This is a genomic window from Simplicispira sp. (genome assembly GCF_028687295.1).
GTDB lineage: Bacteria > Pseudomonadota > Gammaproteobacteria > Burkholderiales > Burkholderiaceae_C > Simplicispira > Simplicispira metamorpha.
The window spans coordinates 1-17,469 of sequence record NZ_JAQUAL010000065.1; the positions used below are offsets into that span (position 1 = coordinate 1).

Below are 17,469 nucleotides of genomic sequence, written 5' to 3' on the forward strand. Positions count from 1 at the left end.
TACGACAAGACGGCGCGCAACTTCCTGGGCGCTATCTACCTTGCCGCTGCTGTGGTTTGGCTGGCATGACAAGTACCATGGCCGTGCTCCACACTCAGGATTTGGTTGATGACACGCCCTAGTCCTTCAGGGTCAAAAAAAGCAATAGGGCCATGGCCACGGGCTCAGGCACCGGGATAGAAAGGCTTGCCCAGCGAGGCGGGCATGTTGGCGCGAATCCAGGCCGGGTTGCGCGAGATCAGCACCAGCACCACGATAGTGGCCAGGTAGGGCAACATGCTCAGCAACTGGCTGGGCAGCGCCACGCCACTGGCCTGCAAGTGAAACTGCAGCATGGTGACGCCGCCAAACAAATAGGCCCCCAGCAGCACGCGCGCCGGGCGCCAGGTGGCAAAAGTGGTCAAGGCCAGCGCAATCCAGCCGCGCCCGGCCACCATGCCCTCTACCCACAGCGGGGTGTATTCCAAAGAGATGAAAGCGCCCGCCAGCCCGCACAGTGCGCCGCCCGCCACCACGGCAGCCCAGCGGATCCAGCGCACACGGTAGCCCAGCGCATGGGCCGAGGCGGGCGATTCGCCCACCGCGCGCAGCACCAGCCCGGCGTGTGAGCGCTGCAAAAACCACGCCAGTGCCAGCGCCAGCACGATAGCGCCATAGACCAGCGGGTCGTGCGCAAACAGCGCGGGCCCGGCCAGCGGCACATCGCGCAGAAAGGGAATGCCATCTTCGGCCAGCGCGGGCAGCTTGGCCTGCACATAGCCCAGGCCCGCAAAGGCAGAAAAGCCCACACCAAACAAAGACAGCGCCAGCCCCGTGGCGTACTGGTTGGTGCCCAGCCAAATCACCAGCCAGCCAAAAATGCCCGCCAGCAGCGCCCCGGCGCCCATGCCGGCGGCAAAACCCAGCCACTCGTTGCCCGTGGCCACTGTGGTGGCAAACCCGGCCAGCGCAGCACACAGCATCATGCCCTCGGCCCCGAGGTTGACGATGCCCGCTTTCTCGTTGATGAGCAGGCCCAGCGCGGCCAGCGCCAGTACCGTGCCCGCGCTCAGGGTGGCGCCCATCAGCAATGCATAAGATTCCATGTCAGCGCCCTCCCTTCAGGGCCGTGGGGGTACGCACCCAGCGGATGCGGTAGGCAATCAAGGTGTCGCAGGCCAGCAGCGCGAACAAGAGCAGGCCCTGGAACACCCCCGTGAGCGACTTGGGCAACCCCAGGCGCGACTGCGCCAGCTCACCACCGATATAAAACATGCTCATCAAGATGGCTGAAAACACCATGCCCACCGGGTGCAGCCGCCCGACAAAGGCGACGATGATGGCGGCAAAACCGTAGCCCGTGGGCACATACGGCGTGAGCTGGCCCAGCGGCCCGGCCACTTCCAGCGCCCCAGCCAGACCGGCCGCAGCGCCCGACACCAACAGCGCCGTCCACAGCGCCCGGCGCGATGAAAACCCCGCGTAACGCGCCGCCGCCGGTGCCATGCCGCCAGCCTGCTGCGCAAAACCGGCGCGGGTGCGAAACAAAAACACCCACAGCGCCGCCGCACCGGCCAGCGCCAGCAGCAAGCCGATGTTCATGCGCGAACCGGCCATCAGGCGCGGAATCTGCGTCACTTTCTCGAACGTCTTGGTTTGCGGAAAGTTGTAGCCCATGGGGTCTTTCCAGGGCCCGAACACCAGGTAGCCCAGCACCAACGTGGCCACATAGACCAGCATCAGGCTGACCAGAATTTCGTTGGCATTGAAGCGGTCGCGCAGCCAGGCCACCAGGCCCGCCCACACCATGCCACCCAGCACCCCGGCCAGCAGCACCACCGGCACGATCCAGGCGCCGGTATTCTTGTCGGCCAGCAGCGCCACGCCACCGGCCGCAATGGCGCCCATGACAAACTGCCCCTCGGCACCAATGTTCCAGACGTTGGAGCGAAAGCACACCGCCAGCCCCAGCGCAATCAGCAGCAGCGGCGTGGCCTTGACCACCAGTTCGCCCAGGGCGTACTGCGACTTGATCGGCTCCCAGAAAAACACCTGCAAGGCACGCACCGGGTCTTTGTCCAGGGCGGCAAACAGGGCGATGCCGATCAGCACCGTAATCGCCAGCGCCAGCAGCGGCGAGCCATAGCTCCACAGGCGCGAGGCCTGCGGACGCGGTTCAAGCCTGAGCATGGTGTGCCTCCTGGTCCAGTGCGTTCAGTTGATCGCGGTTGCGGGCCAGGTGGGCCTGCACATCGGCGTGCCACAGGCCGCTCATCCACTCGCCGATGCGCTCGACCGTAGCCTGCTCGCGCGCTACCGGCGGCGACAGGTGCCCCTTGGCGATCACGTACAGCCGGTCGCTGATGTCAAACAGCTCCTCCAGCTCTTCGCTCAGCACCAGCACGGCGCACCCCGCATCGCGCAGCGCCAGCAGGGCCGCGCGGATTTGCTGCGCCGCGCCCACGTCCACGCCCCAGGTGGGCTGCGAGACGATGAGCAGCTGGGGGCGCGCGTCGATTTCGCGGCCCACGATGAACTTTTGCAAGTTGCCCCCCGACAACGACTGCGCCGGTGCATTCACCCCGCCCGCCTTGACGCGAAAGCGCTCAATGATGCGCTGTGCCTGCGCCTGCAACTTGCCCATGTCGATCCAGCCCAGCGCCCCCACGGCATCACTGCGCGTGAGCAGCAGGTTGTGCGCCAGCCCCATGCTGGGCACGGCACCGCGCCCCAGCCGCTCTTCAGGCACAAAGTGCAGGCCCAGCGCACGCCGTTCGCGCGGGCCCAGGCGGCCAGCGCGGTGGCCTGCTACCTGCACCATCTCCGGTGCTGGACGCAAATCTTCGCCCGAGAGGGCGTACAGCAGTTCTTTTTGCCCGTTGCCCGAAACACCGGCAATACCCACCACCTCGCCCGCACACACTTCCAAGTCCAGGTCGATGAGATCCACGCCAAACTGGTCGGCGCGTGCCAGATTCAGGCCCTGCACACGCAGCACCGGTGCGCCCGTGTGCGCAGCGCGGTACTCCAGCGCGGGCGGCTCGGCGCCAATCATCAGGCGCGAGAGCGAGGCGTTGGACTCCTCGCGCGGGTCGCACACGCCCGTCACCTGGCCACCGCGCAGTACCGTGCAGGCGCTGCACAACGCGCGGATTTCGTGCAGCTTGTGGCTGATGTAGAGAATGCTGCAGCCCTCTGCGGCGATCTTGCGCAGCACCACAAACAGCTTCTCGACGGCCTGCGGCGTGAGCACCGAAGTGGGCTCGTCCAGAATCAGCACCTTGGGCTCGGCGAGCAGGGCGCGGATGATTTCCACGCGCTGCATCTCGCCCACGCTCAGGGTGTGTACCGGGCGCAGCGGGTCCACGTCCAGCCCGTACTCGGCGGCCTTGGCGTTGATGCGCCGCGTCACCTCCGACAGGGGCAGGCTTTTGTCCAGCCCCAGCCAGACGTTCTCGGCCACCGAGAGCGTGTCAAACAAGCTGAAGTGCTGGAACACCATGGCAATGCCCAACGCACGCGCCTCTTGCGGGTTGCGCACCTGCACCAGTTGGCCGTTGAACTGCACGCTGCCCTCGTCAGGCTGGACAGCGCCATAAATGATCTTCATCAGCGTGGATTTGCCAGCGCCGTTTTCGCCCAGCACGGCGTGGATTTCGCCCGGCTGCACTGTCAGCGAGACGCCGCTGTTGGCCACCACGGCGGGGTAGCGCTTGGTGATGCCGGTCAACTGTAGCCGTGGCGGTGGCGGCTCAGGCAGCGGCGACGCCCCAGGCGCGCAAGGAGGTACGGTAGAACTCATGCGCGCGATTGTCTCTCAGTTTGCTTTGGCTTTATGAACCAAATTAGGCTTTAGCGCAATGTGGTCGTGCGCTAGCAGCTATCGTTTTGATAGCTTTCACAGAGTAGCTGGATAACGGGTCTGTACCGTGCAGCCCATGCCAGTTGACGACACAGTCGCAAAAGTTCCCCCTTGATTGCGTCAAGAACTGGAACAGTTAGTTTGCGACTGGATAGTTTTTCTTTAAACGAATAAGGAATAAAGTTCACTCACTCGATAAGCAACCCGTTACCCGGGCTGGCATCGACCAATTTTTGAAGTCACTTTTTTTGCACAGGAACACTGCCATGAACACCGCTCGCATCCTCTCCATCGCCGCCATCGCCGCTCTCTCCAGCCTGGGCGCCCAGGCACAAGACCAGTTTGACGCCGTTTACGGCATCAACTACCAAGCCCAGACCCAATCCGAGCGCACCCGCGCCGAAGTGAACGCCGAAGCGGTGCAGGCCGTCGCCCACTTCAAGAACGATGTGGTGGGCAGCGCCCCCGCCGCCCAGGCAGCCACTGCGGGCACCGCACTGAGCCGCGATACCGTGCGCGCTGAAGCCGTGACTGCCGTGCGCTCGGGCACGCTGGCTTCGGGCATCCGCAGCTGATAACACGGGAGCGCCTGCTGCGGCAGGTGATCCGTCCAACCCCGCAAGGCCCGTGCCGCTGCGGGGTTTTGTGTTTTGGGCCGGGTCACGGCGTGTCGGGGCCGTGCGGGCTGTGCCGGTCCCCCACCACCACGCGATTGCGCCCGGCGCGCTTGGCCTGATAACAGGCCATGTCCGCAGCGTGCAACACGGACTGCACCTGGTCGCGTGCCGTGTCCAGCACCACCAGCCCGATGCTCACGCCCAAGGCAAAGCTGCGGCCCTGGTAGGCAGGGGCCCAGGCCTGCACGGTGGCGCGCAATTGCTCGGCCACCGCCTGGGCATGCGCCAGCGTACAACCGGGCAGAACCACCACAAACTGATCTCCCCCCAGGCGGGCAGCCCAGCCAATCTGGCGCACCTGCGCTTGCACCAGACCCGCAACGCGGCGCAATACATCGTCGCCCGCTCCATGGCCGGCCACGTCGTTGACCACACTGAAGTGGTCCAAATCCAGAAACAGCACCACGCCATCGCAGCCCTGACCCGCGGGCGCAGGCTCAGGGGAAGGCACTGGCGGCGCAACGCTCAGGCGCTGTGCCCGCTCGGCCAGCAGCAGGTGCAGGCGCTGCTCCAGACCCTGGCGATTGGGTAGCTGGGTCAGGCTGTCGTGTGTGGCGGCCCAGGCGCCATGCTGGCGGGCCGCGCGCAGGGCCGTGATGTCTTCCAAAATCCAGACCGTGCCGCCCCGCATGCTGTGGGCTTGCACCGCCCGCCCTTGCACCCGTGCCCACACCGGGCTGGCATCCTTGCGCCGAAAGCACACTTCGCCCTCGAAAGCGCCATGTGCCGCAAACCCCGCCTGTACACGCGCACCCAGTTCGGCGTAATCCGCCTCAGAGGGATAAAGGATGCGTGCTGGCTGGCCTTGCAGTTCTTGCGCTGTATAGCCCAGCATCTGGCAAGCTTGGCGGCCCAGCACCTTCAGGCGCCCACCCCGGGTGATGACAATGCCCACCGAGGCGTGCTCCAGAATGGCCTGAAAGCGCCCAGCCAAGGCCTGGTGCTGTTGTTGGTGATGGGCACGTTGTTGCTCCAGGTACTGAAACACCTGCACCAGTGCGCCCACCTCGCCACCAGCGCGCGGCCAGTCTGGCGCAGGCCCGGGCGCCGGGGGCCAGAGCGCCTGCGCACGCTCACACAAACGCACCAGAGGCTGCGCCAGCCACAGCATGGTCAACACGACCAGCGCGCCCAGCAGCGCCATGCTGGCGGCGGCCAGCCACCACGCCTGGCGCTGCGCCTCTTGCAGCGGTGCCAGCACCGCACCCGAATCCGTCACCCGGGCCACCATCCACTGCGGCAGCGGGATGCCAGCCATGCTCACGATGTAACCTGGCAGGCGCTGTGTACTGCCAGCACCCGTGATGGGCTGTGCCTCGGCCAGCCACCGGGCATGGGCCTGGGCCAGACCTGGCTCATCACGCACCAGGGTCTGGGTACGGGCGGGATCGGAGTGCAACAAGATCGTGCCATCGCGCGTGAACACCACCAGGCGCGAGTGGCCGCGCTGGGGCGGTGCCATGGAGGCGGGCAGCAGCCCCTGGGATTGCAGCCGCAACGCCCCAGCCACCACCCCCAGCACAGCGCCATCACTTCGCAACAAGGGCATGGTGAACAGGACACGCGCCTCGCTGGCACGCCCGGCGACCAGCTCGGACACCATGGGCTTGCCGCTCACCAGCGTGCGGCGCAAGGCATCGCGCTCGACGGGCTCCACCCCAGCCAGCGACTCAAAACGGCCATTGCGCAGGTTCACGCGCAACTGACCGTCTTGGCGCGCCACCTGTACCGCATCAAAAAATGGCACTGCGGGCAGGCCTTGTTGCAGCAGCCCCTGCAATAGCGCAGGCGAGTCCAGCATGGCTGGTGTGATGCCTGCGGCCAGCGTGCGCAGCACTTTCTGGCTTTGTTCTATTTTGCTGGCCAGCAGCCGCGCCACCATTTCCACTTCATCGGTTTGCTGCGATTGCAGTTGCTCCAGGGCTTGCTGGCCTGCGGAGCGGGCCAGCAGCCACGCCGAAACCACACCCGAGAGCACCATCGCCAGCAAGGCCAGGCACACCAGTTGCCACACCAAAGGGCCGGGCAGTGGCCAGCGCTGCACATCGCCCTCGGATCGCACGGGTCCATGCGCACTCATGCGTACCCCACACAGGGGGCCTTGCGCCTGGAGCGAACGGGCAGTGGACGGGGCGGACAGCACAGGCGACAGCAAACACGCCAGCGCCTGGCATCCAGAACGGGAAAAATGGACATGGTGGCAGCGACTTACCGGAGGCAAGAGGCCAATATACGCAGCCATTGGCACCCCGACCTTGGGTGGAACCCTCGCTTGAACCGGGGTAAAAACCCTGAGAAGGTGTATGACCTCAGTCGGCCAGACCCATCAACCGCCCACCATGTTCTGCAAGACGCCCGGCTGCGGCAAGCGCAGCACGTTGCCGGTTCCGGCAATCAACCCATGTTCGCGCAGACTGCGCAGTACGCGCGAGAACGTCTCCGGAGCGATGCCCAGCTGCGCCGCGATCAGGCGCTTGCGCTGTTGCAAGGTGACGCTCAGGGCGCCACTGCCATCTTGCTGAGCGTGGTGCAGCAACCACTGGGCACAGCGCGCCTCTGCGTCCTGGGCCAAGCGGCTGATGGCCAGTTCGGTTTGCTGGCGGTAGCCACTGGCCATATCGCGCAACAACCCCTGCATGGCTGGCGCCATGGCCTGCACCTCGCGCAGAAAAACCTCCAGAGGCTGGCTCCGCAATTGCACCCGGGTTTCAGCGACCATGTCCACGGGACAGGGCAGCCCCAACAAGGCCGAAGCGGCATCCAGCCAGGACGGCCCTTCGACGCTGCCCAATTGGTGGCGCATCTGGCCACCTTCACGCACGCCCATGACCACCCGCCCACTGTCCAGGTACAGCACAGAGGTCAGCCGCTGCTGGCGCAGCCGCAACACGGTACCGGCAGCGGCTTCATCGCTCACCATGGAGAGGCCAGAATCGAAGTGGTTCAACATGACGGCGACTGTGCAGGGGTGGTTGCAATTGTGTTTTGCGCAATATCAAAAGTGCGATGTGCGGCGGCCACCAAACTGCCGTGCAAAACACCCGGCCACAGGATGCCCCGCGCAGCACCTGCGGGGCCACACACGCACTGCTGTAATACGACTGTCACCGCGGATCGCTACGCTGCCAGCAATGACCATGCTCCGCACCAGACGCCCGCTGCCCTTCGTGCGCCCACCCTGTCCACGGGTGCTGGCGGCGCTGTCGCCCGCGCTACAGCAAGGGCAAGGGCCACTGGCCCAGTTGGTGCGGTCGGGGCAGTTGTATTGCGTTTTTCAGCCGCTGGCCGATCTGCGCGAGGGCACGGTATACGCCCACGAGGCACTCATCCGGGGGCCGCAGGGATCGCCCTGGCACACACCCGATGTCTTGCTGGACATGGCACGCCAGGAGCACCTGCTGCAAGACTTTGAGCTGGTATGTGCCTACACCGCACTGCAAGGCTGGGGCGCCGCCCGCGCAGCGGGTCGGATATTCATCAATATCAGCGCCGATGCGCTGGTACAGGCCGTGGCATTGTGTGGTGCCGATACGCTGGCGCGTACAGTGCGCACCTTCGGCGTACAACCGCGCATGGTGGTGCTGGAGATCACAGAACACGAGCGCGTGAGCGACATGGCCCGGCTGCGCCAAGCCGTACAGTGCGTGCATGGTGCAGGCATGCGACTGGCACTGGACGATTTTGGCGATGGGCGCTCCAGCCTGCGGGTGTGGTCTGAGGTCAAACCCGACTTCGTCAAAATCGACAAATACTTCGTGCGCAACATCAGTGCGCAGCCCCAGAACCTGCAAATGGTGCAAGCCATCAAGAGCATTGCCCAGGTGTTTGGCACCACCTTGGTGGCAGAGGGCATTGAAACACCCGCTGATTTGCGTGCATTGCGCGACCTGGACATCGCCTACGGCCAGGGCTGGCTGCTGGGCTATCCAGACATCCAGCCGGTCGGTGTATTGCCTGCCGAGGCGCTCACAGCCCTGCAAGATCGCCGTGTGGCGGTGCTGCCGCAACTGGCGCACCAGAGTGCGCGCCCCGGCATCCTGCGCCATGTGCCGGTGCTACAGGCGCCCACGCTCACCCCCGACACCGTCAACGACACCGTAGCCGCCTGCTTTCAAAACCATGAAAACCTGCATGCGCTGGCCATTGTGGAAGATGGACGCCCGGTCGCACTGATCAATCGCCAGCAGTTCATGACGCACTACGCCACGCTGTACTTTCGGGAGGTGCATGGCCGCAAACCCTGTCTGGGCTTTGCGAATGTGCAGCCGCGCGTGGTGGAGCGCGATTGCGACGTTGAGCAGTTGCTGGGCATTCTGACGTCACAAGACCAGCGCTACCTGAGCGATGGCTTCATCGTCACGGCCAATGGCCGCTACATAGGCTTGGGCACAGGCGAGCAATTGGTGCGCACGGTAACCGAGGCACGCATCGAAGCAGCCCGCCACGCCAACCCCCTGACCTTTTTGCCGGGCAATATCCCTATCAGCCTGCACATCACGCGCTTGTTGGAAAACCAGGTGAGCTTTGTCGCCTGCTATGCCGATTTGAACCATTTCAAACCATTCAACGACCAGTACGGCTATTGGCGCGGCGATGAAATGATCCGGCTGCTGGCGCGCGTCATCACCACCCACGCCAACGCGGAGCGCGATTTTGTCGGCCATGTGGGAGGGGATGATTTTCTGGTGCTATTCCAAAGCCAGGACTGGCTGCCACGCTGCCAGGCCATCGTCGAGGAGTTTGGCCAGCAGGCGCGGCTGCTGTTTGATGCAGATGCCCAAGCCGCAGGGGGCATCCACGCTGAGGACCGGTATGGCGTGGAGCGATTTTTTCCGTGCACCACGGTGTCGGTGGGCGCTGCCTGCATTGCCCCAGGTCAGACACTACAGGCCGAAGACGTGGCGAACCTGGCGGCGCTGGCCAAGCACGATGCCAAACACCGCACACTGCCCATCGTGGTACACGAGAGCGCACCGGCGCCAACGCCCCAGAGCATTGCCACCCGCAGTCCTGCACACCTTCACTGCCATGGCCACGCACACGGCCATGCACATGCGCACAGCCCGATTGCGCCAGTGCTGACTGCCTATTGAACAGCCTACCCGGAGAGCCGAAGCCCCCCGGCTTTTGCTTACAGCTGCGGCGCCTGCGCGCTCCAACCGCCTCCCAGCGCCTTGTACAACGCCACCCGGTTTTGCTGCTGCGCCAGCTGTGTCTGGGCCAGCGCTTGCTGGGTAGCAAACAGGGCGCGCTGCGCATCCAACACATCCAGGTAGCTGGCTACGCCGTTGCGGTAGCGCAGATCGGCCAGGCGAAAACGGTCAGCTTCAGCATCGGCCTGGGCTTGCTGAGCGCGCACCTGCTCGCCCAACGTGGCTTGGCCTGCCAGGGCATCGGCCACTTCACGGAACGCACCCTGGATGGCTTTCTCATATTGGGCCAGCGCCATATCGCGCCCGGCCTGTGCTGACTCCAGCGCCGCCTGGTTGCGCCCGGCATCAAAAATGGGCAGTACCGCCTGGGGCGCCAACGTCCAACCCCAAGCGCCGCTTTGGAACAAGCCCGAGAGCGCGCCACTGGCCGTTCCGGCGCTGGCCGTGAGCGCAATGCGCGGGAAAAATGCGGCCCGCGCGGCGCCGATGTTGGCGTTGGCAGCTATCAGCTGTTGCTCGGCCTGGCGGATGTCGGGGCGGCGCTCCAGCAAATCCGACGGCATACCTACCGGGACATCGTGCAGGGACTGCGCTGCCGGGATGGCGGGCGCAGCCAGCAGTGTCTCAGGCAAAGGCTGTCCCACCAATTGCGTGAGCGCGTTCACATCCAGTGCCCGCAAGCGCCGCTGCTGGGCCAGCGTGGCCTGCGCTGCAGCAGTGAGCGATTCAGCCTGGCGCAAATCCAGGGCCGAGGTCACGCCCTGCTCAAAACGCATGCGGTTCAGGCGCAGCGAGTCTTGGCGCGTAGCCAACGTGCGCTGCGTCAGGGCCAGCAGTTCGTTGTTGGTTTGCAGGCTCAACCAGGTGCTGACGACGGAGGCAATCAGGCTGGTCTGCACCGCATTGCGCGCCTCTTGCGTGGCCAGGAACTGGGCCAGGGCAGCGTCTTTCAGACTGGCCACCCGGCCAAAAAAATCCAGCTCCCATGAGGCCATGGCCAAGCCAGCGGTATAGGCGCTGCTGATGGACTCACCATCGCTGCTGGGCTGGCGGTTGCCTGCGACCGCAGCGTTGATGGTGGGCAGTTGATCGGCACGGCGAATCTGGTACTGGGCACGTGCCTGCTCGATGGCAGCCAGCGCCACACGCAGGTCGCGGTTATTGTCCAGCGCCAGCATGACCAGCTCGCGCAGGCGGGCATCACCCACAAAATCCTGCCAGGCCATGTCTGCCGCTGCTGTGGTGGCAGCGGTGTTATCGGCGCTGGATGCGGGCCACTGTGCGGCCACAGGCGCCGGGGGACGCTCGTAGATGGGCGCCATGGAGCAGCCCGCCAGCAGAGCCAGCACACTCAGGGACAGGAGCCGGGGAGTCCGGGCATTGCTATTGCGCATGGGCTTTACCTTCGTTGTCATTGGTGGGCCTCGATACCTGCGGCCTTGGCATGCTCTGCGTGCATTTTTCGCTGGCGCTCGCTGCCCTTGAACAGGCTGCGCACCACCACAAAGAACGTGGGCACAAAAAATACCGCCAGGAAGGTACCAACCACCATGCCCGCGATCACGCCGGTGCCAATGGCCCGCTGGCTGGCCGAGCTGGCGCCCGAGGCCATCGCCAACGGCACCACACCCAAAATGAAGGCCAGCGAGGTCATGATGATGGGACGGAACCGCAGGTGCGCGGCCTCCAAGGCAGACTCGACTACGCCACGGCCCTGCGCTTGCAAGTCTTTGGCAAACTCGATGATCAAAATCGCGTTCTTGGCGGACAGGCCAATGATGGTGATCAGCCCGACCTGGAAATACACGTCATTGGCCATGCCACGCCCGGTAATGCCCAGCAGCACACCCAGAACGCCCAGTGGCACCACCAGAATCACCGCCAGCGGAATCGACCAGCTCTCGTACAGTGCAGCCAGACACAAGAACACCGCCAGGATGGCAAAGCCATACAACACCAGCGCTTGCGAGCCTGCCAGTTTTTCTTCACGTGACTGGCCCGTCCATTCAAAACCAAAGCCTGCGGGCAGCTGCGCTGCCAAGCGCTCCATCTCGGCCATGGCCTCACCGGTGCTGTGACCGGGGGCTGCACCGCCAGAAATACGCATGGCCGGGTAGCCGTTGTAGCGCACCGTCTGCATGGCGCCGCTGACCCAGCGGGTGCTGGCAAACGCCGACAACGGTACGGCCTTGCCCTGGCTGTTGAGCACCGTCAGCTTGAGGATGTCTTCAGGCTGCATGCGCGCCTGAGCCTCGGCCTGTACCACCACGCGCTGCAAGCGCCCAGCGTTGGGAAAGTCATTCACATAAGCGGAGCCCAGCGCCGCAGAGATGGCGTTGTTGATGGCGGCAAAACCAACCCCCTGGGCACTGGCCTTGTCGCGGTCAATATCCACCTGCAACTGTGGTGCATCTTCCAGACCGTCGGGACGCACACCGGCAAGCACCTTGCTCTTGGAGGCCATGCCCAACATCTGGTTGCGTGCGGCCACCAAAGCATCATGGCCATTGCCACCGCGGTCTTGCAGCCGGAAGGTGAAGCCAGAGCTGACACCCAGCTCCGGAATGGGTGGCGGACTGAGCGCAAAAATAAACGCATCGCGGACACCCGACAACGCCCCCATGGCACGGCCAGCCAAAGCCTCAGCGGTCTGGCCGGCACCTTTGCGCTCACTCCAGTCCTTGAGCGTCACAAAAGAGAACCCGGCGTTTTGTCCCTGGCCCGAGAAGCTGAAGCCCATCACCGCCACCATGCTCTTGACTTCAGGCTGCTGGAGCATGAAACCTTCCACTTTTTCCACGACGGCCTGCGTGCGCTCCAGCGTTGCACCTGGCGGCAATTGGATATTGACCAGCAAACTGCCCTGGTCTTCGTTGGGCAGGAACGAGGTCGGCAGGCGCATATACAAAACACCCACAGCAGCGATCAGTGCCACGTACACCACCATCATTCGGCCTCCCCGGCGCAGCAGCTTGGCCACCCAGCCCTCGTAGCCCTTGGCGGTGCGCGCAAAGCCCCGGTTGAAGCCACCGAAGAAACCGGTTTTGGCATGTGCATGTCCTGCCACCACCGGCTTGAGCAGCGTGGCGCACAGCGCTGGCGTAAGCGACAAGGCCATAAAGGCAGAAAAGCCAATCGACACGGCCATCACCGCCGAGAATTGGCGGTAAATATTGCCCACCGAGCCAGCAAAGAAAGCCAGCGGCACAAACACCGATATCAGCACCACGGTAATACCGACGATGGCACCGGAAATCTGACCCATGGCCTTGCGCGTGGCCTCCAGCGGCGGCAGCCCCTCTTCGCTCATGATGCGCTCGACGTTTTCAACGACCACGATGGCATCGTCCACCACGATACCGATCACCAGCACCATGCCGAACATCGTCAGCACGTTGATCGAGAACCCCATGGCCAGCAGTGCGCCAAAGGTACCCAGCAGCGCCACCGGCACCACGATGGTAGGGATGATGGTGTAGCGGATGTTTTGCAGGAACAAGAACATCACCAGGAACACCAGCACGATGGCTTCCAGCAGCGTCATCGCCACCTGCTGGATAGAAATCTTGACGAAGTCGGAACTGTCAAAAGGCACCGTCCAGGTCACGCCGGGCGGAAAGTACTTTTCCAGCTCGGTCATGCGTTTTTTGACCGCTTCCGCAGCCGCCAGCGCATTGCCTGAGGGCGACAACTGCACGCCCATGCCGGCCGCCGGTTTGCCGTTGAGGCGTGCCGTGGTGGCGTAGGACTGTGCGCCCAGCTCAATGCGGGCCACATCTTTCAGCCGCACGCTGGAGCCATCGGCATTGGCGCGCAGCACGATGTTGCCAAACTCGGCTGTCGTGCCGAGCTGCCCGGGCACCACTACCGTGGCAGAAATAGTCTGGCCGCTGAGGTTGGGCAGCTCGCCCAAGCTACCGGCAGAAACCTGCGCGTTTTGTGCCTGAATGGCACTGGCCACATCAGCTGGCGACAGGTTGTAGCCCTGCAGCTTGGCCGGATCCACCCAGACGCGCATGGCGCGCTCGGAGCCAAACAACTGCACCTGGCCGATACCAGGCAGGCGCTGTAACTCGGGCACGATGTTGCGCGAGGCGTAATCGCTCAAGGCGGTCACGTCAGTTTTGGGATCGGACGACGACAGCATCGCAAACAACAGGAAGTTGGAGCGCGATTTTTCTACCCGCACACCCTGCTGATTCACCACAGCAGGCAGGCGTGGCGTGGCCCGTGCCAAGCGGTTTTGCACTTCGACCTGGGCCAGATCGGCGTTGGTGCCGGGCTCAAAGCTCAGGGTGATGCTGCCCGAGCCGTTGGCCTGGCTGACCGCCTCCATGTAGGCCAGACGGGGCGCGCCATTCATCTCGCGCTCGATCACGGCCAGCACACTGTCTTCCAGCGTCTGTGCCGACGCACCCGGGTACGCGGCAGAAATCACAATGGTGGGCGGCGCCACCGATGGGTATTGCGCAATCGGCAGCTGGGTAATGGACACAGCGCCCAGCACCATCACAAACAGCGCAATCACCCACGCAAAAATCGGGCGATCAATAAAAAATTTGGCCATAGCGTGCGCTCCTTATTGCTGCGCAGCGCTGGCGGTAGCGGCAGGGCTGCTGGCCGCTGGCGCTGGGCCAGAAGCGGGCGCAGCTGCCGGTGCGGGCGCAGTCTGCGGCACGGGCGCTGCACTGCCCGGCGCCTGCCACGGCACGGCTTTGACGGGGGTTCCGGGCGGCAGCATTTGCAGCTTCTGGAAGCCATCGACCATCACCTGCTCGCCCGCCTTGAGGCCGTCGAGCACCACCCACTGGTTGTTGCGCGCAGCGCCCACCTTGACCATGCGCGGGCTGAGCGTGCCGTCGGCGGCAACCACCGTTACCTTGTCACCCTGCTGGGTGCGCGTAACGGCCTGCTGTGGCAGCGTAAAAGCATCGGACACCTGTGCCTGTTCCAGTCGCACACGCACATACAAGCCGGGCAGCAACTCGCCCTTGGGGTTGGGCACCTCGGCACGCAAAGTGACCTGGCCCGTGGTGGCATCCACCGTCAGATCAGAAAACAACAGCTTGCCCGGCAGGGCGTATTCACTGCCATCGTCCAGCACCACGCGCACGCTGGCGGCATCGCTGCCAGAGGCTTTTTTGAACTGCCCGGCCTCCAGCGCGCGGCGCAGCTTCATGACCTCAGCCGCTGACTGGGTGAAGTTGACATACACCGGGTTGATCTGCTGCACCACGGCCAGTTGTGTGGCCTCGCCCTGGCCCACCAGTGCGCCTTCAGTGACCAGTGCGCGCCCGATACGCCCGGAGATGGGCGAGGTGACGCTGGCGTAGTTCAGATTGATGCTGGCCGTTTGCACCGCTGCTTTGCCAGCGGCCACATCGGCAGCGGCCTGCTTTTGGGCGGCCACGGCATTGGCATATTCCTGCTGGCTCACGGCATTGGCGGCCACCAGCGGCTGGTAGCGCTCGGCCAGCGCACTGGCCTGGGCCAGGTTGGCCTGCGCCCGCGCCAACTGCGCCTGGGCGCTTTGCAGCGCCGCCGCGTAGGGCGCCGCATCAATGGTGAACAGTGCCTGCCCGGCCTTGACATCGCTGCCCTCGCGGAACAGGCGCTTTTGCAAAATACCTGCCGCCCGCGCCCGCACCTGCGCCACGCGCGAGGCCTCCAGGCGACCGGGCAGCTCAGTGACCAGACCCACATCGCGCAGTGCCACGGTAACCACGCCCACTTCGGGCTGCGGCATGGCGCGCGCCGCAGGGCCACCTGCGCCAGGGGCATCGGTTTTGCCACAGGCCGACAACAGCAAAACGGCACTCAAACCGCCCACCCACCAGGAGCGCCGACCCCAGCAGCGCGAAGGAGCAGAAACAACAGGAACGGCAGTCTTGGCGTAGCACAAGGCAGGCATGAAAAATCCTTTGGCGGAGATGGTTGACAAGGGCACAGCAGCAGGCAAACCCCCGGCTGCGGCCCACAGCCCGCGCATCACACAGCAACGCCCTGCAATGCACTGAAAAAATCGCAGTATACATACATTCCAGAATGTATGTATAGTGAGGCTTTGGACACCATTGGCAGAGGTAATTTTCATGGCCCGACGCACCAAGGCAGACGCACAGGCCACCCGCAGCAGCCTGCTGGATGCTGCCGAACAACTGTTTCAGGCCCGTGGCGTATCGCGCACTTCGCTCAACGACATTGCGCTGGCGGCAGGCACCACGCGTGGCGCCATCTATTGGCATTTCAAAGACAAAGCCGACTTGTTCAACGCCATGATGGAGCGCGTGACCTTGCCCCTGGAAGCGCCCATGGCGCGGGCGGGCCTGGCCCACGGCACCAACACCCTGACGCAATTGCGCGCAGCACTCCTGGATGCCCTGCACCTCATTGCCAACGACGATCAGACCCGCCGGGTACTGCAAATCGCCACCCACAAGATGGAGTTCACCGATGAACTCGGTGATGTGCAAACGCGCCGCCTGCGCACACACAACGACTGCGTGGCCTACAACCGTGCAGCCCTGGAACGCGCCTTCAATGAGCAACAAAAAGCACCGCCCATCGCACTGGACACAGCCGCGCTGGGCTTGCAAATCATGGTGGAGGGGCTGGTGCAACACTGGCTGCTGAACCCGCAAGCCTTTGACCTGGTGCACAGCGGCCAGGCCATGCTGGACACCTACCTGGCAGGCCTGGGCCTGCACGCCACCCACACTCCAGCGCTTGAAAATATCAAGCCAAAAGTGCCTCCAGCGCCCGCTCTATAAGCGCAAGCAGCTTCACTTTCAATAGCAAAATCGGGCCATGCCGGGCACACTGGTGACAGGGCCTGCACCACCAGCACGTCGTTCGCACTACACTGCGCCCCCAGCAGGCCCGCACAAGACTGGCGCGCCGCCCTCTCGCAGTCCAGCGAATGCCATCCATGCCCTTGCCACCACGCCCCCGCCCATCCGGGCCTCGCAGCCACTGGCTGATCACCGGCCTCATGGCTGCCGTGACGGCCTTGGTCAGCGCCTGCAAATCCGCCCCCGAAGGGGCCAGCGACAGCCGCTGGCCCGGCACCGACACACCGGCCAGCAGCCTGCCTGGCTCGGCACGCTCCTCTGCGGCCACCACGCCGCGCGCCTACCGCCAGGACGCAGCAACGCACCTGTACGGACTCAACGCCCAGCGCATCTATCCGGGCAAGCTGCCCGCCATGCTGTATGCCATTGGCGTATTGGAGGTGGATATCGACGCCAAGGGACAAGTGCAGCGCCTGCGCTGGATGCGCGCGCCACGCCACGCTCCCGAGGTGGTGGCAGAAATTGAACGCACTGTGCGCGCTGCCGCCCCTTACCCCGCGCCCACACGCATGGGCCGCGTTACCTACACCGACACCTGGCTGTGGGACAAAACCGGGCGTTTCCAGCTCGACACCCTGACCGAAGGCCAGCACTGAGGGCCAGGTGCCATGCCGAAAAATCAAAAACCCTGCTACCAGACTGATAGCAGGGTTTTCTTGTATGGCTTGGTAGGGCGTGACAGACTTGAACTGTCGACCAAAGGATTATGAGTCCTCTGCTCTAACCAACTGAGCTAACGCCCCAGATCACGCTGACGCCGCGCGAAGCCGCTATTGTAGGGGCTTACTTGTGGTGACTGAGGGCGTTGGACACCAACCTGGACGTAATGTCCACGATATGGATCATGCGATCGTACGGCATGCGCGTGGGGCCGATCACCCCCAAGGTGCCAACCACCTGACCATCGACTTCATACGGCGCACTGACCACAGAAAGCTCTTCAAAAG

At 64.2% G+C, this 17,469-nt stretch carries 12 protein-coding genes, 1 tRNA gene and 1 pseudogene; 4 read left to right on the forward strand and 10 right to left on the reverse strand.

The window, feature by feature from the left end; translation table 11 throughout:
• Positions 1-164: 164 nt before the first annotated feature.
• From PHX69_RS09030 to PHX69_RS09040, 3 genes are read right to left on the reverse strand one after another with little or no spacing between them, the layout of a single operon-like run.
• Positions 165-1,085: an ABC transporter permease gene (locus tag PHX69_RS09030; RefSeq protein WP_288043400.1), complete on the reverse strand. Its 921-nt coding sequence runs from the start codon at positions 1,083-1,085 to the stop codon at positions 165-167.
• 1 nt (position 1,086) lies between these two features.
• On the reverse strand, positions 1,087-2,169 hold the full coding sequence (locus PHX69_RS09035; protein WP_119012944.1) for an ABC transporter permease: 1,083 nt from the start codon (positions 2,167-2,169) through the stop codon (positions 1,087-1,089).
• On the reverse strand, positions 2,156-3,781 hold the full coding sequence (locus PHX69_RS09040; protein ID WP_119012943.1) for an ABC transporter ATP-binding protein: 1,626 nt from the start codon (positions 3,779-3,781) through the stop codon (positions 2,156-2,158). Before PHX69_RS09040 ends, PHX69_RS09035 begins: the two co-directional genes overlap by 14 nt.
• Before the next feature lie 326 nt (positions 3,782-4,107).
• Here PHX69_RS09040 and PHX69_RS09045 point away from each other — a divergent pair, with 326 nt between their 5' ends.
• A complete protein-coding gene (locus PHX69_RS09045; RefSeq protein ID WP_288043402.1) occupies positions 4,108-4,416 on the forward strand; it encodes a DUF4148 domain-containing protein in 309 nt (102 codons plus the stop codon).
• Positions 4,417-4,501: 85 nt separating this feature from the next.
• Here PHX69_RS09045 and PHX69_RS09050 read toward each other — a convergent pair whose 3' ends face one another.
• Both PHX69_RS09050 and PHX69_RS09055 read right to left on the reverse strand, forming a co-directional pair.
• Positions 4,502-6,598: a sensor domain-containing diguanylate cyclase gene (locus tag PHX69_RS09050; protein ID WP_288043404.1), complete on the reverse strand. Its 2,097-nt coding sequence runs from the start codon at positions 6,596-6,598 to the stop codon at positions 4,502-4,504.
• A 246-nt stretch (positions 6,599-6,844) separates the two neighbouring features.
• Complete coding sequence (locus PHX69_RS09055; protein WP_119012941.1) at positions 6,845-7,468, reverse strand: Crp/Fnr family transcriptional regulator; 624 nt, start codon at positions 7,466-7,468, stop codon at positions 6,845-6,847.
• Between the two features lie 187 nt (positions 7,469-7,655).
• Between PHX69_RS09055 and PHX69_RS09060 the strand changes: the two genes are divergently transcribed.
• Entirely contained in the window at positions 7,656-9,611 is a 1,956-nt protein-coding gene (locus PHX69_RS09060; protein ID WP_288043406.1) for an EAL domain-containing protein, read from the forward strand.
• A gap of 38 nt (positions 9,612-9,649) precedes the next feature.
• Here PHX69_RS09060 and PHX69_RS09065 read toward each other — a convergent pair whose 3' ends face one another.
• The 3 genes from PHX69_RS09065 to PHX69_RS09075 are packed head-to-tail and all read right to left on the reverse strand — an operon-like array spanning position 9,650 to position 15,582.
• Positions 9,650-11,065 carry an efflux transporter outer membrane subunit gene (locus PHX69_RS09065; RefSeq protein ID WP_288043407.1) on the reverse strand — a complete coding sequence of 472 codons (1,416 nt, stop codon included), beginning with the start codon at positions 11,063-11,065 and terminating at the stop codon, positions 9,650-9,652.
• Positions 11,066-11,082: 17 nt separating this feature from the next.
• Positions 11,083-14,238, reverse strand: a complete 3,156-nt coding sequence (locus PHX69_RS09070) for an efflux RND transporter permease subunit (RefSeq protein ID WP_119012939.1) — start codon at positions 14,236-14,238, stop codon at positions 11,083-11,085.
• Between the two features lie 12 nt (positions 14,239-14,250).
• Positions 14,251-15,582: an efflux RND transporter periplasmic adaptor subunit gene (locus tag PHX69_RS09075; RefSeq protein ID WP_288043408.1), complete on the reverse strand. Its 1,332-nt coding sequence runs from the start codon at positions 15,580-15,582 to the stop codon at positions 14,251-14,253.
• Positions 15,583-15,763: 181 nt separating this feature from the next.
• Between PHX69_RS09075 and PHX69_RS09080 the strand changes: the two genes are divergently transcribed.
• Both PHX69_RS09080 and PHX69_RS09085 read left to right on the forward strand, forming a co-directional pair.
• The gene (locus tag PHX69_RS09080) at positions 15,764-16,441 is read left to right on the forward strand and encodes a TetR family transcriptional regulator (RefSeq protein WP_119012938.1); all 678 of its coding nucleotides are present in this window, start codon (positions 15,764-15,766) and stop codon (positions 16,439-16,441) included.
• Positions 16,442-16,662: 221 nt separating this feature from the next.
• On the forward strand, positions 16,663-17,118 hold the full coding sequence (locus PHX69_RS09085) for a hypothetical protein (protein ID WP_119012937.1): 456 nt from the start codon (positions 16,663-16,665) through the stop codon (positions 17,116-17,118).
• 70 nt (positions 17,119-17,188) lie between these two features.
• Here PHX69_RS09085 and PHX69_RS09090 read toward each other — a convergent pair.
• A tRNA-Ile gene (locus PHX69_RS09090) sits at positions 17,189-17,265 on the reverse strand.
• 40 nt (positions 17,266-17,305) lie between these two features.
• Positions 17,306-17,469, reverse strand: a pseudogene (locus tag PHX69_RS09095) (heat-inducible transcriptional repressor HrcA); the annotation flags it as partial.